This is a genomic window from Rhizobium sp. 05N49 (genome assembly GCF_056396805.1).
The window spans coordinates 287774-306818 of the sequence record NZ_JBFTME010000004.1 but is presented as its reverse complement, the minus strand read 5'-3'; the positions used below and the strand labels follow the sequence as shown (position 1 = coordinate 306818).

Below are 19045 nucleotides of genomic sequence, written 5' to 3'. Positions count from 1 at the left end.
AAAGATGGGAAGCCGTCAAGGCAGTTTTGCGTTCCTCTCAACAGATAGATGGCGACGCCGCAGCGACCGGCGACAAGGTCGCAAATCCCCGGCGGTCCGAGATTTCCTTGGAGGCGATCACACGCCCCGCATGTTTCCCCAGAGCAGAACGTGGAGCTGCGGGAGAACGCGCGCGTCGAACCACCGGTCCGAGGCGACCCGATCGACCAGCCACCGCATGCGGTTGAGAATGCCGTCGAGATCGACCAGCACTTCATCTTCCACCGGCGGCGTGTGATTGCCCGGCTGGAGAAAGATCGGAAGCTCTTCGAACTCCCTGGCGACCGACCTTGCAAAAGCGTAGTCAAGCTCATCGAAGATGACGATCTTCATAGCGATCCGGGGACCATTGCGTGCAGCTGCCACGCACTCCCCTAGTTCACCAGCCTTGAATTCCATTCCGCTGGACGGTGGTTTCGGGCTAAGGATCAAATGATCCAATTCTGCAAACCAGTCCTGGGCGATCGAGCCCTGCGTTTCCAAAGCGAATTGATAACCGTCGCGCTTTCCCCTGGTTATCAGCGGCCCAAGTGGCTGAATTGCCGGGTTTCCACCAGACAAGGAAATCGTCAGCGGACAGCCCTGAGAGAGCGCTTCCACTTTCGACCAGATGTCGTCGACCGACATCGGCGTCCATTCGTCGCGGAAGGCGCTGTCGACGGCATGGAGGGTATCGCACCATTCGCAGCGATAGTCGCATCCGCCCGTTCTGACGAAGACTGTGGGAAGGCCTATGAGCGGCCCCTCCCCCTGGATCGTCGGTCCGAATATTTCGCTGATGCGGATCTTTTGCTCCCTGACTGTCATGGGCGATATTCCGCCCATGTCTTCGGCGTCTCGCTTACCCTGACCGCCGAGGTTTCCGGCAGCCTTTCCTTGCACCAGTCGTAAAAATGCTTGGCGAGCCATTCTGACGTTACCCGATCATGGCCCAGCGCATCGTTGAGATGTCGATGATCGAAGCCTTCGTCGATGTACCGTTTGAGAGGCGCAAGCTCGTGATAGTCGCGGACAAAGCCGTCCTCGTTCAATTCGGAGGCGGCAAGCTCGACCTCGACGATATAATTGTGCCCGTGGAGACGCGCGCACTGATGGTCGTCGGGAAGATGGGACAGCTGATGCGAGGCGGAAAAATGGAACTCCTTGGTGATCCGGTACATCACTTCGCCTCTTCTGCTCTGTACCCACCCGTCGCCGCAATCCAGAAATCCGGATCGTCATAGACGGTCGGATCCTCGACACCGGCGAGATGGAAAGCTTCGCGACGCTCGACGCAAGTGCCGCATCTTCCGCACTGCAGGCGACCGCCCCTATAGCAAGACCAGGTCTCCGCAAATGGCGTTCGGTGCCTGGCGCCATCGATGACAATGTCGGCCTTCGTAGCGTTCACATAGGGAGCGAGCAATCTGACGTTTGCGTAGCCCTCGAGCGCATGCTGTTGCATGACCTCGAACGACGAAATGAAACCCGGCCGGCAGTCGGGGTAGATGAAATGGTCTCCGCCATGGACCGCGATCGCCACGGCGTCTGCCCGACGTGCTGCGGCCAGCCCGAATGCAATCGCCAGCATGATGGCGTTCCGGTTCGGCACGACCGTTGCCTTCATCGTCTCCTCAGCATAGTGGCCGTCTGGCACCTCAATATCGTCCGTGAGGGCGGAGCCGGTCAGGTGCTTGCCCACGTTCGAGACGTCTAGGATGTCGTGCGGAACGTCGAGCTTCTGTGCGCAGAGAGCCGCGAATTCCAGCTCTTTGACATGCCGCTGACCGTAGTTGAAGGAAATCAGCCCGATCAGCTGGTGGCTCGCCGCGATCTTGTATGCAAGCGAAATGGAGTCGAGTCCGCCTGAGCAGACGACAAGTACTTTCATTTTAGGATCCCTTGTTTTGTTGAACCGGGTGGGCTGCGACCGGTTAGCGGAGGCACGTACTAAACTTCCGATGCCGCAAAGTCCAGTAACTTTGCCGGCAGGAACCATCAATGCCGAAGCACCTGCAGGGCATGCGGGACGCCTCTCGCGAAGACAGACCGTCGCGTCGTGTCGGACCGGGACGAGCAGGTGACGCCTGCTCTCCGTCCTGGCGTCGAACGGAGAGCAGGCAGGCCTTGATCCGGACGCTTGCCGGTTCTCAATCGCGAAGCCGCTGCGGCGCCAGCGATTGCGTCTGCGCATAGGCGAGCGGCGAACGGTTGCCGGGAAGGTTCTCGTCAAGGATCAGCGTCTTGATATCGTCGGAGCGCACATCGAGCGCAATCACGCGTTCGAGTTTGTCCAGCGACCAGACGGAATAGCCGAGTGCGTTCGAGTAGCCGCAATCGCATCCGCAGTCATCTCCCTCTATTTCCGTGGCCTTGACCGGGAGATACATGATCCGCGGTTTCGGGAGTTTGTAGCAGTGTCCCTCATAGGCATAGCCATAGATCACGCCGATGCTGACTATGTCGACCTTCCCGGGATCGATCAGAATGTGGCAGTTGTCCACCCTGAGCTTGATCTTGTCCTTGCCAGCTTCAACGCCACCATCCCGGATAGGTTTTGCCTGGGCAGCTTCGGATCGCTGCTGGGCTTCGTCGGGCGGACAATATTCGTTTCGTCCATAGAGACGAACCTCGCTTGGATTGAATGGCAGATTGCCTGTTCCGACGAACGGATTTTCAGAGCAGCAGCTCATTTTCCCCTCCTGTTCTGGCTCACCTCGAGCCGATGATTTCACGCCATACAAAGTTTTCCTCCAGTTGCGCGGCGGCCCGTATATCCGCAGCCGAGACAATAGCCAGCGCGGCATCCCCAAGACGCATCGCGCCCGGATCCAGCTTATGAAGTGCAGCACCGATTGCCCCTCCCACTGAATCTCTCGCCTTGATCAAGGCGAGCTTGAAGAAAAGCGGTTTGTCGCGAAAAGCCTCCGCTGTCGTTTGCCGGAACCAGTCAAACTCGTCCTGCGTCAGATCGCGAAGATTGACAGAGAGCAGACGATGATCGGCACAGCCGCTGGCCACCAGCTCACGGTGATAGAGTTCGACGATCGTATCGAAGATCGCACCGAGGAAAGGCAGCGAGCGATCATGGGCCTCGGTCGTGACTTGCGACATGCGCCGGAAGTTGGTCGCAAGGCGAATTTGCGTCTCCGGGCTTGTTTCGGCGAAGCGATTGAGCTCGTTGTAAAGCAGGAGATTTCCTTTCGTCCGGCGCAGCAGCCGGTCGATGGCGGATTCGAAATGCAGAAAAGAAATCAACGATATGCTGTCTGAGATGGCCTCGGAGAACGGAAAGAAATCCGCGTCGCGGGAAAGGCTATCTGGAAGCCCCATCTGCGAGAGCGTGACCAGATGGCCGATCTCGTGAGCGATCGTGTCGAAATTCAACGCATAGGGCGATTCTTCGCCACCTGCCTCTGAGCAGCCGAGCTCGATGAAGCCGAAGCCCGCATGCGCATTGTTCCACCGGACAAAGGGAATGATTTCGAGCCTTGAATAGTAATCGGAGAAGAACCAATGCATCGGCCGGGCGAGATAATTGCGCCAGACGTCCAGAACGAAATGCACGCATGCATAGGCATGAACGCCGAGATAATCGCGTGATCTCGGATCAAGGCTGTCAAAATGACCATCAGGGCCGGATCGGACGGAGCGCCGTCGAGGGCCGCCATAAGGGGGAAGACCGCTGAACCCGTAGGGCTCCTTGTCGAAGAGCGGATCGGCGACATACATCAAGATGTCGCTTGGACCATCGCCAATCTCATCGGGCAATATGGACAGCAAGACCCGGTCCGGTTGCTCATAGCCAAGGATAAAAGGCGGCTGGGGAAATATCCAGCATCGCGTTCCAAGAGCCTGCGCGGACTTTTCAAGTGATATGTCGGGATATAATTCCATAGCTCAACTCCTCGGTGAGATGAGTTGTATGGCAATTTATTAAATTAGTAATTTCTAATTAACTTGATGTCAATAGATCCGGCTTCCAGATCGCGAAGGAAAGTATTGGTTATCGTACAGGGCAGCTTCTCCTGTTTTAACTTCAAGAGCGCGGGAGCGAGTTGCAGTGCCAGTCTGGCATCGGCTTTCTTCTGCATAATGAGATGGCTGCGAAGCAAGGCTGCCTTCTCCGGCAGCCATTGCGCTGCAATCACTACCTTTCTGAGGGAGCGCTCCCGAAAATTAAGCCGTTGGGCCGCAGCGGTACCGGCATCCATCTCGGCTTTTGAGATCAGGCCACGACGAAAGAGCGCCTTAAAACTGCGCTGAAGGTCGACCATGGCCTCCGTGAGAGGCGTGAAGCCGAGTTCGGCAGGCCCGCATTGGACTGCGACGGCATCTTCCGCCGTCAGCGGCCACCGCCTGTACCAGCGATAGATGAGGCCGACACCGATCATTCCGAACGGGTGCAGTTCTGCAGCCCGGAGCGCGCCCATGCTTGCCGCGCCGATCACCACGATGCCTTGCGACAGCGCCCAGAGAATTTCCTTATGGCGCACGGCGGGTCTGTCTTCAAAGAAGCCATCGATCAAGACCATCGCTTTCGGGCGAAACGCGTGCGCGGCAAGGATGATGTCTCCCTGCGAAACGGGCTGCAGGTATATCGCGTCGAGAAGGTGCTGCGCTTCCGGCAAACGCAGGGTCGGACCGAGAAAAACGAGTGTTGGGCCGTCCTTGCCTTGATCCATTCCGGATCCTCACCGCTCGACGGAAAAGGGGCGCATGCCAGCAAGGATCGTGCGCACGCAACGAATGCTCGGATCGTTCAGCAAAGCAACCGGAACAGCAAGAACCGGCCCCAGTCCAGCAGCGATGACCCGCTCCAGAAGATCAACGAGGTCGACAGCAGGCGGCAAAACACCGGGAAAATTGGTCGAGTGAGCGTTTTTGCCTAGGATGAGATCGCGCGCGTCGGCAAGCATTGCCTTGCTCGGCCTCAGATAATGTCTCCGCGTCTGATCGTCACGCGCACCGGATATCGCGCCGGCACGGGCCGCCAGCGCTTCAAGCAGCGCGCCGAACGCCGCCTGATGAATATCAAGACCGGCACAATAACCTTCCGTCGGCAGCGCGAGCGTGGGCTCGCCTTCGCCAGCTTCAATCGTCTGGCACCAGACGACCGGGATCCCTGCTGGCGATGGCGCATACCAGAAGGCGGCCGATATTCCGTGCTCGGCGATGCGTGACAGAAGATCTTGAGCCGCTGCTCCCAGTCCCGACAACGACAGCCTCATCCGGTCCATAAGGCCGTGGGTTTCGAAAGCACGCGCCATCGCATCCCGCTCTATGCATTCCAGTAGCCCATGCAGCAAGGCGGCAAGGTCTGACCGGTGGCATGCAAGGCCGGTCGTGGTGCGCAGGAATACGCCGTCACGCCGAGGTGGCGGATCGGTGTAGATCGTATGCACAAGTTCAAACGGCACGGGGGTGAGAGCGCCGGTCGCAATATCGACGCCCATGATCCAGTCGATCTCGCGCTCGCGCCAATTTTCCCGAGAAGCAGCGGGACTGAAACCATCGAAGAATCCGGCGCCAACCTGCAGTCTTTCTGCAGTCGACACGAAGACGCGAGAAGCAGGGATTGCCTCGGCGTAATAGCGCTCGAGCGACTCCATGATTGCACCGATGGCAGCAGGCGCCTTGGACAATCCGCGGCCGAGCGAGGTGACTTCGGACAATGCCGCGGGTCGTATGGCCTGGATGACCGGAAGCCCGATCCGGTCGAGGCCGGTCAGGTCGGCGATGCGTGTGATCCGGGCGCGACGACAGAGAGGCAACAAGGAGCGGAAATAAGCCTCTGCATCTTCAGGGTCCGATCCTGCAGATGTAGGAGACATGTTTCCATCTCTGATCCCGGCATAGAATGCCGAGAGCATCTCACTGACGCCTGCAGGGCAAATGTCAGGACTCGCCAGCAAGGCCGAGCTCCTTCAAGGACCGTTGCGTCCGGTGCAGCAAGGCAACCGCACCCTGCTCTTCCGCGATGGCGACGGCGATTCTCAGATCGGACAGGAGAGCCGTCTTTTCAGCCTTGGCGCTCGACAGCAAGAGCGCGCGACGCCGGTGGAGTTCGGCTAGCCAGTAACCATGGCCTGTCGCCCTCGCCTCACGGATCGCGTCGGTGGCGACATCGATCGCCGCTTGATACTTGCGCGCATGGCCGAGCATTGTGGCGTGCATGTAGAGATAGATCGGCAGATCCGCGACGGCCCCAAGCTCCTTCAGGAGCGCCAAACCCGTGCGGAACATCTCATGACCGCGGGACAGATTTTCAACATGCGCAGTCGCCCATCCGCGAAAGAGCATTGCGAGGGCAGACAAGGATTGCAATTCGTGTTTTTTCGCGAAATCACCCATCCTGCTGGAAATCTCGATCAGACGAGCATGGTCGTTGCGGTAGAATGCCGATACTGCCTCGGTATCCAGCGAGTGCGCCTTGCTCGGCATATGGGCGATGCTGTCCGCAAAGGCGACCATATCGGCAAGCGCCTTGCTTGAAGCCTCGGTCTGGCCGGTCAGCCAGAGGGATAGCGCCAACTGTCCAAGACCACAGACCTTCGCGTCATGGCCGCCGAACACGTTGCGGCTCGCTTTGGCCGCCTCATCGTCATAAAGCGCAAGCCCCGCCCTTATCGCTTTCTGGGCATCTTCCTGCCTGCCGACATTGAACTCGATCGCCCAGATAGAATGATTGACCTGGAGTTCGATCTCGCGATCGGCAATTCCTGACAGCATGACCTGAACTTCACGGGCACGGCTGCGCATCTCCATGAAGTTCTGCCCGGTCAGCCACCAACCCCAATAGACCGGAAACCACTTGGGCTGATCCTCCTTGGCCTGGCGTCGTGCGACCTCGACGCCTTTTTCGTAAAGGATCCGCGCCGGTGCCGAGTTGGGACCGACCGTTGCCGTCAGGAGCGGCCCGAGCTCGGTCAGCACCGAGAGGTATAAACCATCGGCGGCACCTCCGGGCATAGACTCACACAGCGCCAGGGCGCGTTCAAAATGGTGGCGCGCTTCGACCATTGCCGAACGCCTGGCGAGCTCCTTTCCGGCCTTTATGAACAATGCAATCGCATGCTCCCGGAGGCCTGCAGACTCTGCGTGCTGGGCAAGTGCACCCGCATCCAGCCAATTTACGACCGGACGATTGCTGTTTGCTGCCGTGAACAGGCGCCGGTGGAGAAGCTGACGCTGGGTCTTAAGCAGGCCGTTATAGATGGTCTCCTGGATCAGAGCATGGCGAAAGCCATATGCGACATCGCCATGAGCACGCACACGGGTCAAGAATCCGGTCTCGCAAAGCGTTTCGGCCGCATGCACGAGCGATTTCCTGCTCGTGTCCGGCAGCAATGCGCGAAGCAGCGGAATGGTGAAACGATCGCCCACAACGGCTCCGGCACGGGCAACGTCTCTGGCCGGACCCAGGTGTTCGAGCCGCAAGTCCAATATTCCTTCGAAGGCGGAAACATGGCTGCGGGATGTGTTTGGGGGCACGCTCATCGCGTCCTTGGACGTTATTTCAGAGGCCCATTGACATATTTCCTCGATGAAAAGCGGCACGCCGCCGGATATGCGCTCGGTTACTTCGAACAGCTGCGGTAGTGCATCCTGGCGATCCGTCGGCCAGCGCGCCGCGATCGCCAGCCGTGTTTCATCGCGATCGAGCGGGCCGAGGGAAATATGTTCCGCGGCGTCCGCGTCGAACATGCCGGCCTCAGAACCGGGTCGGCAGGTGACGATCAGCAGCACAGGCAGCGTGGGCACGAGCCGGGCCACTTCGTGAAGAAGACGCTCGGAAGTCGGATCGATCCAGTGAATGTCCTCGACAGCAATGACCAGCGGCGTTTCCTCGCAGATGACGCTCAATGCCTTTGACAGCGCCTGTCGTGCGCGCTGTTGTATCACCTTGGGGGAACTGCCTGCGAGAGCTTCATTGCGCCCATCGGCGCCGAGCAGATAAGAAAAAATGTCGATGACGTCCGGATCCTGAATACCCTGTCGAGCGAATTGGGCGGCAACCATATCGACCGTCAGGCGTCCGCCGTCAGCGGTTTCGGATCGGCGCTGGGGGAAACTGTTAAGCAGCGGGTGAAGCGTCGAGCGAACGCCTCCCGGCAGGCATTGGAAGAGCAGCGATCTTGCGGGCTCCGCATGGATCATTCGCCTGACTTGCCGAAGCATCCGCGACTTCCCGATACCGGCCTCGCCGGTGATGACAAGGATCCTGCCCTTGCCTTCAGCGGCGGCGGTCCAGGCTTGCCCGATCCGTTCGAGTTCGTGGACACGGCCAATGAAAGTACCGTCCAGCCTTCCGAAGGCGTGAAACCGGTCGACCTCCCGTTTGTGGCCGATCGCTCTCCAGACGCTTTCGGGCTCCGAGAAGCCTTTCAACAGGCGCGTACCCTCCGATACGAAGGCGTGGGAACGACCGGCGAGGTTTCGTGTCTCGTCCGAAACCAGGACGGTGTTTGGCTGGGCAGCGGCCTCGAGCCGTGTTGCAAGAGCGAGTGCGGCACCCGTGACGGGCTCGTGTATCCAGTTCTGCAACTGCGCTTCCCGGATGAGGGCAACGGAAGTGGCGACCCCCACACGCACTTGCACGTCGTCGCGCTTGAGATCGCGGGCAAGGCGCTGGCACGCTTCAACGATTCCAAGGCCGGCGCGGATCGCAGCCGATGCTGCATCTCTCGGTCCGAGTTCGATCGGGAAAAGCGCCACTCCGCCGTCCCCGGCTTCGACCCGGATGACGCCGGAATGCGCGGTGATGGATTGGCGCGCCGCCTGCAGGAAGGCCGCCAGCAGATCCTGGTAGTCTTCGAGATCCATCAGATTGAAGAGATTTGTAGAGCCGACCAGATCATAGCAAAGCGCAGTCACGACCCGCCGCTCGCCATGAATTTCAGAAGAGCGGCTATCGCCGGTCGTGATACTTGCAGACCGCCCCTGTTTATCGATTGGCGTGTCGCGAGTCATACGCGGCTCCTGCYTTCAAAACATCGACAATCACTTCTATTCAAGCAAACGATAACATACGTTTTCCGCATTGTCGGCGGACAAAATGCATGATCGCTGGAGCGTGGAATGGCGCTGGAAAAAGCGCCAGCGGGGCGTGCAATTTCCTCGCATCGCCCTCGCCGAAAGCGGTGGATATCACGATGGCGGCAGGCACCCAAGCGAGATGATCAAACAAGGGTTTGATCATGATGCGGAGGCCATACGGACAGATTGAAATGATCTCGTGAATCAAAACGGCGGCCCGGAAGGCCGCCGCTCGTCAAGTCCGTTCAATTTTCCTGATCGACAACGCTCAAGCGACGTTCGACTGCCGCTTCGGCAATTTCCAGCCCGGACGAGCGAAGTGGCATGTGTAGCCATTCGGAATACGTTCGAGATAGTCCTGGTGTTCCGGCTCGGCTTCCCAGAAATCGCTGACGGGAACGACTTCCGTCACGACCTTCCCGGGCCAGAGGCCCGAAGCATCCACATCGGCGATCGTGTCCTCGGCAATACGATGCTGGGTCTCGTCAGCATAGAAAATTGCGGACCGATAGCTTGCGCCAATGTCATTGCCCTGACGATTGCGGGTCGATGGATCATGGATCTGGAAGAAGAATTCCAGGATATCGCGATAGCTCGTCTTTTGCGGATCGAAAATGATCTCGATCGCTTCGGCATGGTTGCCGTGATTGCGATAGGTTGCATTGGGGACTTCGCCACCGGTGTAACCGACGCGCGTTGAAACAACGCCGGGAAGGCGTCGAATAAGGTCCTGCATTCCCCAGAAGCAGCCGCCAGCAAGTACTGCACGTTCTGTTGTCATAGAACTTTCCTTTCCAATGCGCGAGTTGGACGGGAATCGTCAGGTGCGCTTCGTTGACGCCTATATGGGTATTCGGCTCAATAATCGCCAGTCCACCACAGTGACATCGAAACCTTCATCAAGACACGTCCGGCTTCCAGAAGCTCGCAAAGCCAAGGCATATTTCGACGGAACGAGATTGACCGGCTGTATTGGGCACAGCATTCTGCGCCCACTCCGCGCCGACCGATCATCCGGGTGGCTTTTTCCAGTACGCAACTTCTGGCCTCGCATCTTAAAAATGGCTGCGCGCGTCGTCCAGGGACTACAGATGGCACCGGAAAGACGAACGACCTTGGAGCTCGATAGGGAAACCATCCAGCGGATCGTCCAAAATCTCGATCCTGGGCTTGTCGCCGACGGCTTTGCCCGCCTGCATGGCGGCAGCACGGAGGTCTACAGGATCGACTTCGCCGGCGCTGATTGCGAACCGCTGGTGCTCAAGATCTATCCCGACGAACCTGAATGGGGACCGGCCAAGGAGAAGCTTGTGGCCGGCTGGTTCACGGAGCTGACACCGCTTGCGCCAAAGTGGCTTGCGATCGACGAGTCGCGAAGCCTCTTGCCGCTGCGATATGCCTTGCTGCCGCTGCTGCCCGGCCGCTCGCTGCGCGGCTGGGTAGCGGAGCCGGATATCGACAATGCCTACCGCCAGATGGGTGCATTGCTGAGACACATCCATGCAATGCCGATGCCGGCCTATGGCTACGTAGTCGGCCACGGGATCGCCAAACCGATGCCGACGAATGCCGACTATATGACATCAGCGTTCGAGGATGTGTTCCGGCGGTTCCGCGACTTCGGCGGCGATGCCGATCTTGGGCGTCGTCTGCAGCAACTGGCAGAAGGAAGCTTCGACCTCCTGCGGGAAAGCAGCGGCGCCGTCCTCTGCCACGACGATCTTCATCAGGGCAATGTGCTGGCCCTGCGCACCGATCCAGGCGGACTTCAGCTCAGTGGGCTTGTCGATTTCGGCAATGCGCGGGCAGCGGACAAGCTCTTCGATCTTGCAAAGGCGCTCTTCTGTTCGGCACATGAAGATCCGCGCAGCCGGAAACCCATCCTCGAGGGCTACGGCGCTCTCGATCATCCCGATATCGAGCGGGGCGCTCTGGCTCTATACGCTGTTCCATCGGGTCAGCATGTGGTGCTGGCTGACGAAGCTCGGCCTCGAACCCACCAACGAAAACGGTCCCGGCGGATTGATCCGGGATCTCCGCACGATGACCACGGGACCTGGCTCTTGACGTCGTTACTGAAGCCGCCATTCCCGACATTGGCGCTCATGGGATTTCGATCCGAGCTTCATTCATCGCTCCGCTATCGATCGGGCAATGCTGATAGCTTCGATGCCGATTTGACGCAAAAGGCCCGTTGAGGCCGGATTGAACCCACAGAAATAAAGACCGTCACTCCCTGGCTGGAGATCTCCCCTTTTCGGCCTGTCGGCGCCATCAAATCTCTCGACGAAATCCGGCAATACGGCTTCCAGCGAGGGACGGTAACCAGTCGCCAGGACGATGGTGTCGAAATCCGCCGATCGGCCATCGGCGAAATGCACTTGGTGACGATCCGAGCTTTTAATGCCCGGGTAGATCCTGATCCTTCCGATCCTGATCTCTGCCATGGTTCCAATATCGATCAAAGGTGTACGATCTTTCTCGGCGATATTGGTCAGAGGACCATCCGTGGATTTTTGCAGCCCCAATCTCTCCATGTCGCGGTAGCGCAGACGCAAAAGCGGCGCGTTGAGGGCGTCGACAAGTCGGTACGGAAAGTAACGTTGCGCAATGGCGATTGTCGCGGTTGGAATTCCGAACATTTCCAGCGGGACGATGTTCACCGGCCCGCGCACAGACATGCCGACCTCAAGACCCTCCTCAGCGCATTCGAGCGCGATCTCGCCCGCTGAATTGCCAAAGCCGACGACAAGCACCCGGCCCCCGCCAAATGCCCTTGCATTGGCGAACTCCGAGGAATGCAGGATCTTCCCCGCGAAGCTCTCCTGGCCTTTCCAGACCGGCCTTATCGGGGCTTTGGAAAGCCCGGTCGCGATCACCACGGTTCGGGCGTCGAAGGCGTCTCCATCGATCGTCTCGACGATCCAGCCTTGCTCCCGCCAGATACGCGTGACCGATTTGCGAAACCGTATCCTGACATCGTTGGCGCGCGCATAGGTTTCGAGATAGTCGATCACCTGCAGCCGTGAGGGATATCTTGGAAACTCTCCCGGCATTGGCATTCCGGGCAGCCCCGAATGGGCCTTGGCGGTATGCAGATGCAGCCGATCATAGTGCCTTCGCCACGAGGCAGCCAGATTGTCTGCACTCTCGAGAATTAACGAGGAGCGGCCATTTTTTCTGAGCGCCGCCGCACAGGCAAGACCGGCGGGACCTGCTCCGACGATCACTGTGCCCGTATCGGTCATGAGCCCCTCCCGCCCATTTAGCGTAGCCGGAAGGGTACATCATAATCATGGTGCCAGACAGCCGCCCGAACGATCACGCAGACAGCGTTTTCCGCGCGCGGATATTTGCGCTCGGTCCTATTTCGCAAACAGGTTTTTGAGCTGCGGCGGCTGGCAGCGGAGATATTGATTGGCTGCCTTGACCTGCCCGCCGAGCTCGGCGGCTGCATGCCAGGGCCAGCGAGGATCGTAGAGGATGGCTCGCGCAAGTGCGATCAGGTCCGCATCCCCGGTCGCCACGATTGCCTCGGCCTGCGTCGGCTCTGTGATCAGGCCGACGGCGATGACCGGCATTTTGACGGCACTTTTGATTGCTCGTGCGAGCGGCACCTGGTAGCTCGGGCTGATCGGGATCGCCTGGGAGGGATGCAGGCCGCCGCTCGATACGTGGATGGCGTTGCAGCCCCGTGCTTTGAGCATCTTGGCAAATTCCACACTCTCGGAAATCTCCAGACCACCTTGGACCCAATCGGTCGCGGAAACGCGCATCGTCACCGGCCGATCGGAGGGAAAGGCATCCCTCACGGCATCGAGAACCTCCAGCGGAAAGCGGGCGCGGTTTTCCAGCGAGCCGCCATAGTCGTCGGTTCGCAGGTTCGACAAGGGCGACAGGAACTGGTGCAGCAGATAGCCGTGAGCGCCATGGATCTGAACGGCATCAATGCCGATTTTCGCTGCCCGCCGTGCGGCAGCGGCAAAGGCATCGCGGACCCGCTTCATGCCATCGCGGTCGAGCGCAGTTGGCGGCACGTAGTTCGGGTTGAAGGCAACGGCGGAAGGTGCCTCGGTCTGCCATCCGTTCGAATCGGTCGGCGCGAACTGACCGCCGCCTCTCCAGGGAACCTCGGTCGAGGCTTTGCGGCCGGCATGCGCCAACTGCACGGCAATTGGCATATCCGACCATTTCCTGATGCTTTCGAGCGTACGGGCCATCGCGGCTTCGGAGGCGTCATCATAAAGGCCGACATCGGCAAAGGTGATGCGTCCTTCGGGAACGACAGCGGTTGCCTCAATGGTCAGAAGTGCGGCACCGGAAAGCGCCAACTGTCCAAGATGGATCAGATGCCAGTCCGTCATGCAACCGTCGACGGCCGAGTACTGGCACATGGGCGCGATCACGATACGGTTGGCGAGTTCAAGACTGCGCACGGTGAAGGGAGAAAACAGGACGGGTTGGGGCATGGCGTTCCTCGAAGCTGAATGCAGTTGTCTCGGTTTATAGCACTCTGTCGGCGTTTTAAGACGGTTAGCAGAGCCTCCGTGTGTCAGGAACTGTTCTTTGGTGTGGGTCCGCTTTTGCAAAAAAGCCTCAGCGGAGCGGCTTTCTTCGATTGTTTCGCTATTGGAAAGAAAGTCTTCAGCAGAACCCCTGTTCTAGCCCAATGCGGCCAGGTGTACCAATGCGTCGATGGTGCTCCGTCTGCGAATGGCCAACGGCTCGCGATCGCTCCACCAGCCAAAGCGTCACCCGACATCTTTGCCGACAGGCTCGAAACGGCGAGCGAAGAGACGACCGCTATTCGCAGCCTATGGAGAATGAAGTGAGTAAAGATCTCATAACCCCGATCATGCGCGTACAAATCGAACTGGCCATCGCAAACGCGAGACATGATCCCCACGCCGTCCGATTGCTGGAGGAGGAGGCGAAACATCTGGCGTTGAGCGGCGCGGAGATCGATGCTGCAAAACGCGGAGGCAGCTTCGACCTGCTTGTCGATATCGCCGTGAAATGCGCACTGGCGATCGAAGCCGGTGACGACGAGGCAAGCATGGTCGCGAGTCGGCAACTGATGGCTTTCGGCGTTCCGGACATCGCGTCGGAACTGCCCGCCCTCATCAGGAGACTGGACCTATCGCCCGCCAGATAAAAGATTGCCGTTCAGCGGCTTGACGCTATGGGACCGATAGATTGCGATCGGAATAAAAGCGTTTAAAGCTTGGTGCGGGACCGAGATTTTCACGAGAATGTGGGGCGCATGGATCGATGGCAGGCAATGAGGGTCTTCGTGAAGGTTGCGGAGGCCGAGAGCTTTGCAGATGCAGGACGGCAACTCCACATGAGCCCGCCGGCAGTCACACGCATCGTGTCCGCCCTGGAAGACGTCATTGGGACACGCCTCCTGGCGCGCACGACCCGATCTGTCAAACTGACGGAAGCCGGTGCCCAGTATTTTGCGGACTGCCAAAGACTTCTCGCCGATCTCTCGGAGGCGGAAGCCAGCGCTGCCGGCGCCTACGGCAAACCGACAGGCACCCTCACCGTCACGACCTCGGCCATGTTCGGGACAATGTTCGTCCTGCCGCTGATGACGGAATATCTCGATCTTTACCCTGATGTCATCGGTCGTGGCCTGTTCGTCGACCGGGTTGTCAGCATGGTGGATGAGGGCATCGATGTGGCCATCCGTATCGGCCATCTGCCGGACTCGGGCCTCACCGCAACACGTGTCGGCCAGGTGAGGCGTGTCATCTGCGGGTCGCCCATCTATTTTGAAAAGCACGGTGTCCCGATAAGCCCAAGCGATCTGTCGCGCCATCGCATCATCGCATCGACCAGTGCATGGACATCGCTCGAATGGCGTTTCGGCGTGCAGAAGAAGTCGACCGTGCGGGTCAATCCGCGCCTCTACTGCAGCACCAATGAAGCTGCCATCTCGGCGGCGGCCTCCGGCTGGGGCCTGACGCGCGTCCTGTCCTATCAGATCGCACCGCAGCTCGAGGCAGGTGAACTGCGCACGATCCTGTCCGATTACGAGGAAGAAGCCCTGCCGATCCACGTCGTTCATCCGGAAGGCCGGCATGCTTCGGCAAAAGTACGGAGCTTCATCGATTTTGCGGTGGGAAAACTGAGGTCCAACAGGCACTTCAATTAGCAAAGGCCCGCGCATTCATCTCAGAATGCGCGGGCTCTCGTATAAGCGAGTTTTACTTTGCGACCTTGCGGTCGAGGAAGTCGTGAATAAGCGGCGCCATTTCATCCAGCTTGTCTTCGAGGGCAAAATGGCCGGTATCGAGGAGGTGCATTTCGGCGTCCGGAAGATCACGCAGGTAAGGATGTGCACCGTCTTCGGGGAAGATCTTGTCGTTCTTGCCCCAGACGATCAGCGTCGGCGGCTTGCGTTCGCGGAAGAAGGCCTGAAACTGCGGATAGAGCGGGACATTCGTGCCGTAATCGTGGAAGAGATCGAGCTGGATATCCTTGTTGCCGGGACGGTCGAGCAGGGCCTGATCGTGAACCCAGTTGTCGGGGCTGATGCGGGTGAGGTCCTTGACGCCGTCCGTGTACTGGAACTTGGTGGTCTCGAGGACCACAAGATTGGACAGGGCCTCGCGCTTTTCCTTGGAGTCATCGGCCCAGTAAGCCTTGATGGGATCCCAAAACTCTCGCAGGCCTTCTTCATAGGCGTTGCCGTTCTGGACGATCAGCCCGCTCACCCGTTCGGGATGCTTGAGAGCCAGGCGGTAGCCGACTGGTGCGCCATAATCCATGAGATACATGGCATACTTCTTGGCGCCGAGCTGGTTCATGAGCGTATCGACCATGTCTGCGTAATGGGCGAAAGTGTAAGCGAACTTGGTGTGATCGGGTGCATCGCTCTGACCGAAGCCCGGATAGTCCGGCGCGATGACGTGATAGCGATCCGCGAGCAGCGGAATGAGATTACGGAACATGTGCGAGGATGTCGGGAAGCCGTGCAGAAGCAGGACGACCGGGCCATCGGACGGGCCGGCTTCACGATAGAACATGTTGACGCCATCGATCTTGGCCGAACGATAGTGCACGGTCACCGGCACCTGTTGGGTGATCGCAGCCTGCTTGGCAGGAGCGGCGACGGCTTGGGAAAGGGGAGCAAAGCTGACAGTTGCCAGCATCAGGGAAAGGATCAGTCTGTTCATCTCAGTTCTCCGTTTTRACAAATTCGCCAACAGCCCTTGCTGGCCTGGGACCAACAATAGCCATTCACCGGAATCCGTTAATCTGCAGAATGCGGAAGGTATTATTCCACTTGGAGGAATAATTGCCTGGCAGGAATTGCACCGCAACTGTTGATGATGTCAGAACGGTCTGCGCATATGCAGACCGGCTAACTGTTTCTTCACGTGGGGCGGATAGTGCAAGCTGATGATGATCTGTTCTGAGGGCATGATGACCTTGGCTGACACGGAAGCAATGTTGCAAATGGCGCAGCTGATGGACGTTGCGGGCGTCATGGTTGCGGTCTACGACCAGGATGACCGGCTGCGTTTTGCCAATCGCGCGTTTCGCGATGCCTGGTTTGTCACAGAAGAGGAACAGCCCCTCTGGGCCGAGCTGATGCGGCGCAACTTTCACGCCCGCCGCGGAACGATCATTGCCGCGGCCGACTTTGAGAGCTGGCTGTTGTCAACGCTTGCCCGCCGCGGGAAAAGCGGGTTTCGCGCCTTTGAGACCGACCTTCATGACGGCCGTTGGTTATGGATGACCGAAACCATGCAGGCCAATGGCTGGATGCTGTGTATTGCGAGCGACGTGACATCGATCCGCTCCGATCAGAGGACGCTGCGGCAAGATCGCGACAGCGCAATCAAGGCTGCCCAGACCGACGAGCTCACAGGCATCCCGAGCAGACGTTTCGTGATGTCAAAGCTCGAGGAACTGGTGCGCAATTATGGGCACCAGCCCGAGAAGGTCGGTTGCCTCGCAGTTATCGACATCGACAATTTCAAATATATCAATGACCGCTTCGGCCATACTGCGGGCGATGCCGTTCTCAAGGATTTCGCCGCTACTCTGCAGAAGATGGTGCGCAAGACCGATATTCTCGGCCGCGTGGGCGGCGAGGAATTTGTTCTGGTTCTTCCGAACACGGCTCCCGAGGAAGCGGCAGAAATCGTCAATCGCATGCTGGTTGCCGTCAGACAGTCCCGTCCGCTGGCCGACCAACTCAGCTTCCGCTACAGTTTTTCCGCAGGCATTGCCTGTGTCATGAGCGGAGACTATGCCAATGATATCTATCGCAGGGCCGACCTGGCGCTCTATGCGGCCAAGATGAGGGGTCGCGACCAGATCAGCATCGATCCCCACGCGCACCCGCTTGGGCGACAGAAATCATAGACAAGCCTGCCAGTCGGGCCATAAGCCAGGGAATTCCAATGGTCGAAAAGATTGCGCCCACCTCGCCCACCGCACCCTCCTCGGCCACACACGTAAACCACAGCACCTCCATCGGCTCCGAACCCGACAATGCCTGGGTCGCCGAGCGACAGGCAAAGATCACCGCCGGCAGTGGAAAAAAAGACGAGCATCATTCCGCTGACAGCGACGAAGACCGTATCGATGCGGATGATGATCCGGCAGCGGGCCGGCATCTGGACCATCATTCCACCCACCCCCATGCCGAGGCCCCTGATCCGGACGAAGAACGTCTGTCCGGTGAGAGCGAGCGCATCGGCAGCGGCAACTTGGATGAAGATGTCCCGTTCGGCGACCACGTCGGCTATCTGTAAGTGATTGCGTTCGCACACTAACAAGCCCGCAGCGCCAGCCTTCGACCAAAAGCCGGCTCATCATCGGCCATCGTACGTCCATCTTCTGTAACTTCGCTCAAGATCAAAGCAATTGCGCAAACCTTTTCTCACTTGACAATTCTATTGAGAAAAGCTTTTCTCATCGCAAGCTCGATGGGAGGGGTTGCTGGAGACAACAGGAGAAAAAAGAGGCCGGATTACCATTCATGACGTCGCGGCGGCAGCTGGAATCAGCATCTCGACGGCATCGAAGGCACTCAACGATACAGGCCGGATGGGACCGGAAACGCGCGAGCGGGTCAAGCGCATAGCGGCAGAGATCGGATACAGACCGAACGCTTTGGCGAGAGGGCTGCTCAGCAAGCGCAGCTTCACGATCGGGCTTCTTACCAACGATACCTATGGTCGCTTTACCCTGCCGGTCATGGCCGGCATATCGGATGCTCTCGTTGATCACGGCGTTTCGGTTTTCCTGTGCGCAATCGAGGAGGATCCGGCACTCGGTCAGATTCATGTGGAGGCGATGCTCGACAAACAGGTCGACGGCATTATCGCCACAGGAAAGCGTCTGGACAGACGGCTGCCGATCGACCTGTCGAATTTGAACGTGCCCGTCGTCTACGCCTTCACGGAGGGAGCGCCGGGAACCGTGACGTTCAGTTCTGATGATGCGCAGGGCGCGCGGCTTGCCATCGAATGGCTGGCAAAGCTCGGGCGCAAGCGGATCGTGCATGTCACCGGACCGGAGAATTTCTTTTCGGTGCGTGAGCGTGCCGATGCCTATCGTAAGGTTGCGGGAGAGGAGCGGCCGGTTCTGTTTGGAGCCTGGTCGGAAAGCTGGGGCCACGAAGCCGTCGCAAGATTGTGGAGCGGCAGCGGCGAAAAGCCCGACGGCATCTTCTGCGGCAACGACCAGATTGCGCGCGGTGTCATCGATGCGCTGCGCGAACGCGGCATTCGGGTGCCGCAGGATGTTTCGGTGGTCGGCTTCGACAATTGGGAGATTGTCGCCGGCCAGACGCGCCCGCCGCTGACGACGGTCGATATGGAATTGAAGGAACTGGGGCGGCAGGCCGGATTGACGGTTCTGGCGCTTGCGGAGGGACGTCCGGTGGAGCCTGGCATCAGGAAACTGCCGTGCCGTCTCGTCGTGCGGCAGTCATGCGGGGGAGACACCCTCGGAATATAGCAAC

At 59.0% G+C, this 19045-nt stretch carries 19 protein-coding genes; 7 read left to right on the top strand and 12 right to left on the bottom strand.

Annotated features, from left to right (window positions below):
- Positions 1–117 precede the first annotated feature (117 nt).
- The 8 genes from queE to AC1DF8_RS10990 all read right to left on the bottom strand — a co-directional run bounded on the left by queE (position 118) and on the right by AC1DF8_RS10990 (position 8991).
- Positions 118–846: a 7-carboxy-7-deazaguanine synthase QueE gene (gene queE, locus AC1DF8_RS11025; RefSeq protein ID WP_478153495.1), complete on the bottom strand. Its 729-nt coding sequence runs from the start codon at positions 844–846 to the stop codon at positions 118–120.
- Positions 843–1199 (bottom strand): 6-carboxytetrahydropterin synthase QueD, encoded by a 357-nt coding sequence (gene queD / locus AC1DF8_RS11020; RefSeq protein ID WP_183850128.1) that lies wholly within the window; start codon positions 1197–1199, stop codon positions 843–845. Before queD ends, queE begins: the two co-directional genes overlap by 4 nt.
- The gene (gene queC, locus AC1DF8_RS11015) at positions 1199–1909 is read right to left on the bottom strand and encodes a 7-cyano-7-deazaguanine synthase QueC (protein ID WP_478153493.1); all 711 of its coding nucleotides are present in this window, start codon (positions 1907–1909) and stop codon (positions 1199–1201) included. The genes queD and queC overlap by 1 nt, the downstream gene beginning before the upstream one ends.
- Before the next feature lie 259 nt (positions 1910–2168).
- Positions 2169–2711 (bottom strand): hypothetical protein, encoded by a 543-nt coding sequence (locus AC1DF8_RS11010; RefSeq protein WP_246715546.1) that lies wholly within the window; start codon positions 2709–2711, stop codon positions 2169–2171.
- Positions 2712–2730: 19 nt separating this feature from the next.
- Positions 2731–3915 (bottom strand): gluzincin family metallopeptidase, encoded by a 1185-nt coding sequence (locus AC1DF8_RS11005; RefSeq protein WP_113210150.1) that lies wholly within the window; start codon positions 3913–3915, stop codon positions 2731–2733.
- Between the two features lie 44 nt (positions 3916–3959).
- Positions 3960–4703: a TfuA-like protein gene (locus tag AC1DF8_RS11000; protein ID WP_478153490.1), complete on the bottom strand. Its 744-nt coding sequence runs from the start codon at positions 4701–4703 to the stop codon at positions 3960–3962.
- 9 nt (positions 4704–4712) lie between these two features.
- Positions 4713–5891, bottom strand: coding sequence for a YcaO-like family protein (locus tag AC1DF8_RS10995; protein WP_478153714.1), 1179 nt, complete (start codon positions 5889–5891; stop codon positions 4713–4715).
- Positions 5892–5916: 25 nt separating this feature from the next.
- Positions 5917–8991, bottom strand: a complete 3075-nt coding sequence (locus AC1DF8_RS10990; RefSeq protein ID WP_478153488.1) for an ATP-binding protein — start codon at positions 8989–8991, stop codon at positions 5917–5919.
- Positions 8992–9076: 85 nt separating this feature from the next.
- Here AC1DF8_RS10990 and AC1DF8_RS10985 point away from each other — a divergent pair, with 85 nt between their 5' ends.
- Positions 9077–9247 (top strand): hypothetical protein, encoded by a 171-nt coding sequence (locus tag AC1DF8_RS10985; protein ID WP_162710162.1) that lies wholly within the window; start codon positions 9077–9079, stop codon positions 9245–9247.
- A gap of 78 nt (positions 9248–9325) precedes the next feature.
- On the opposite strand, the gene msrA is transcribed toward AC1DF8_RS10985, so the two are convergent.
- The gene (msrA, locus tag AC1DF8_RS10980) at positions 9326–9838 is read right to left on the bottom strand and encodes a peptide-methionine (S)-S-oxide reductase MsrA (protein ID WP_112546207.1); all 513 of its coding nucleotides are present in this window, start codon (positions 9836–9838) and stop codon (positions 9326–9328) included.
- Positions 9839–10148: 310 nt separating this feature from the next.
- Here msrA and AC1DF8_RS10975 point away from each other — a divergent pair, with 310 nt between their 5' ends.
- Positions 10149–11255 carry an aminoglycoside phosphotransferase family protein gene (locus tag AC1DF8_RS10975; protein ID WP_478153486.1) on the top strand — a complete coding sequence of 369 codons (1107 nt, stop codon included), beginning with the start codon at positions 10149–10151 and terminating at the stop codon, positions 11253–11255.
- Here AC1DF8_RS10975 and AC1DF8_RS10970 read toward each other — a convergent pair.
- Both AC1DF8_RS10970 and AC1DF8_RS10965 read right to left on the bottom strand, forming a co-directional pair.
- On the bottom strand, positions 11187–12305 hold the full coding sequence (locus AC1DF8_RS10970; protein ID WP_478153484.1) for a flavin-containing monooxygenase: 1119 nt from the start codon (positions 12303–12305) through the stop codon (positions 11187–11189). The genes AC1DF8_RS10975 and AC1DF8_RS10970 overlap by 69 nt on opposite strands.
- A gap of 117 nt (positions 12306–12422) precedes the next feature.
- Positions 12423–13526: an NADH:flavin oxidoreductase/NADH oxidase gene (locus tag AC1DF8_RS10965; protein WP_478153482.1), complete on the bottom strand. Its 1104-nt coding sequence runs from the start codon at positions 13524–13526 to the stop codon at positions 12423–12425.
- A 359-nt stretch (positions 13527–13885) separates the two neighbouring features.
- Between AC1DF8_RS10965 and AC1DF8_RS10960 the strand changes: the two genes are divergently transcribed.
- Both AC1DF8_RS10960 and AC1DF8_RS10955 read left to right on the top strand, forming a co-directional pair.
- Entirely contained in the window at positions 13886–14212 is a 327-nt protein-coding gene (locus AC1DF8_RS10960; protein WP_478153480.1) for a hypothetical protein, read from the top strand.
- Positions 14213–14320: 108 nt separating this feature from the next.
- The gene (locus tag AC1DF8_RS10955; protein ID WP_113210142.1) at positions 14321–15217 is read left to right on the top strand and encodes a LysR family transcriptional regulator; all 897 of its coding nucleotides are present in this window, start codon (positions 14321–14323) and stop codon (positions 15215–15217) included.
- Between the two features lie 52 nt (positions 15218–15269).
- Here the strand turns inward: AC1DF8_RS10955 and AC1DF8_RS10950 are convergent, their stop codons facing one another.
- Positions 15270–16241, bottom strand: a complete 972-nt coding sequence (locus AC1DF8_RS10950; RefSeq protein WP_183886433.1) for an alpha/beta hydrolase — start codon at positions 16239–16241, stop codon at positions 15270–15272.
- Positions 16242–16470: 229 nt separating this feature from the next.
- Here AC1DF8_RS10950 and AC1DF8_RS10945 point away from each other — a divergent pair, with 229 nt between their 5' ends.
- The 3 genes from AC1DF8_RS10945 to AC1DF8_RS10935 all read left to right on the top strand — a co-directional run bounded on the left by AC1DF8_RS10945 (position 16471) and on the right by AC1DF8_RS10935 (position 19041).
- Positions 16471–17439: a GGDEF domain-containing protein gene (locus AC1DF8_RS10945; protein WP_478153713.1), complete on the top strand. Its 969-nt coding sequence runs from the start codon at positions 16471–16473 to the stop codon at positions 17437–17439.
- A 38-nt stretch (positions 17440–17477) separates the two neighbouring features.
- Positions 17478–17831, top strand: coding sequence for a hypothetical protein (locus tag AC1DF8_RS10940; RefSeq protein WP_049811517.1), 354 nt, complete (start codon positions 17478–17480; stop codon positions 17829–17831).
- A 187-nt stretch (positions 17832–18018) separates the two neighbouring features.
- A complete protein-coding gene (locus AC1DF8_RS10935; protein WP_478153712.1) occupies positions 18019–19041 on the top strand; it encodes a LacI family DNA-binding transcriptional regulator in 1023 nt (340 codons plus the stop codon).
- Positions 19042–19045: the final 4 nt, after the last annotated feature.

Excerpts from the sequence above, each read along its gene's own strand:
- queE (WP_478153495.1), bottom strand. The coding sequence starts at position 846 with ATGACAGTCAGGGAGCAAAAGATCCGCATCAGCGAAATATTCGGACCG.
- queD (WP_183850128.1), bottom strand. The coding sequence starts at position 1,199 with ATGTACCGGATCACCAAGGAGTTCCATTTTTCCGCCTCGCATCAGCTG.
- queC (WP_478153493.1), bottom strand. The coding sequence starts at position 1,909 with ATGAAAGTACTTGTCGTCTGCTCAGGCGGACTCGACTCCATTTCGCTT.
- AC1DF8_RS11010 (WP_246715546.1), bottom strand. The coding sequence starts at position 2,711 with ATGAGCTGCTGCTCTGAAAATCCGTTCGTCGGAACAGGCAATCTGCCA.
- AC1DF8_RS11005 (WP_113210150.1), bottom strand. The coding sequence starts at position 3,915 with ATGGAATTATATCCCGACATATCACTTGAAAAGTCCGCGCAGGCTCTT.
- AC1DF8_RS11000 (WP_478153490.1), bottom strand. The coding sequence starts at position 4,703 with ATGGATCAAGGCAAGGACGGCCCAACACTCGTTTTTCTCGGTCCGACC.
- AC1DF8_RS10995 (WP_478153714.1), bottom strand. The coding sequence starts at position 5,891 with ATGCTCTCGGCATTCTATGCCGGGATCAGAGATGGAAACATGTCTCCT.
- AC1DF8_RS10990 (WP_478153488.1), bottom strand. The coding sequence starts at position 8,991 with ATGACTCGCGACACGCCAATCGATAAACAGGGGCGGTCTGCAAGTATC.
- AC1DF8_RS10985 (WP_162710162.1), top strand. The coding sequence starts at position 9,077 with ATGCATGATCGCTGGAGCGTGGAATGGCGCTGGAAAAAGCGCCAGCGG.
- msrA (WP_112546207.1), bottom strand. The coding sequence starts at position 9,838 with ATGACAACAGAACGTGCAGTACTTGCTGGCGGCTGCTTCTGGGGAATG.
- AC1DF8_RS10975 (WP_478153486.1), top strand. The coding sequence starts at position 10,149 with ATGGCACCGGAAAGACGAACGACCTTGGAGCTCGATAGGGAAACCATC.
- AC1DF8_RS10970 (WP_478153484.1), bottom strand. The coding sequence starts at position 12,305 with ATGACCGATACGGGCACAGTGATCGTCGGAGCAGGTCCCGCCGGTCTT.
- AC1DF8_RS10965 (WP_478153482.1), bottom strand. The coding sequence starts at position 13,526 with ATGCCCCAACCCGTCCTGTTTTCTCCCTTCACCGTGCGCAGTCTTGAA.
- AC1DF8_RS10955 (WP_113210142.1), top strand. The coding sequence starts at position 14,321 with ATGGATCGATGGCAGGCAATGAGGGTCTTCGTGAAGGTTGCGGAGGCC.
- AC1DF8_RS10950 (WP_183886433.1), bottom strand. The coding sequence starts at position 16,241 with ATGAACAGACTGATCCTTTCCCTGATGCTGGCAACTGTCAGCTTTGCT.
- AC1DF8_RS10945 (WP_478153713.1), top strand. The coding sequence starts at position 16,471 with ATGATCTGTTCTGAGGGCATGATGACCTTGGCTGACACGGAAGCAATG.
- AC1DF8_RS10940 (WP_049811517.1), top strand. The coding sequence starts at position 17,478 with ATGGTCGAAAAGATTGCGCCCACCTCGCCCACCGCACCCTCCTCGGCC.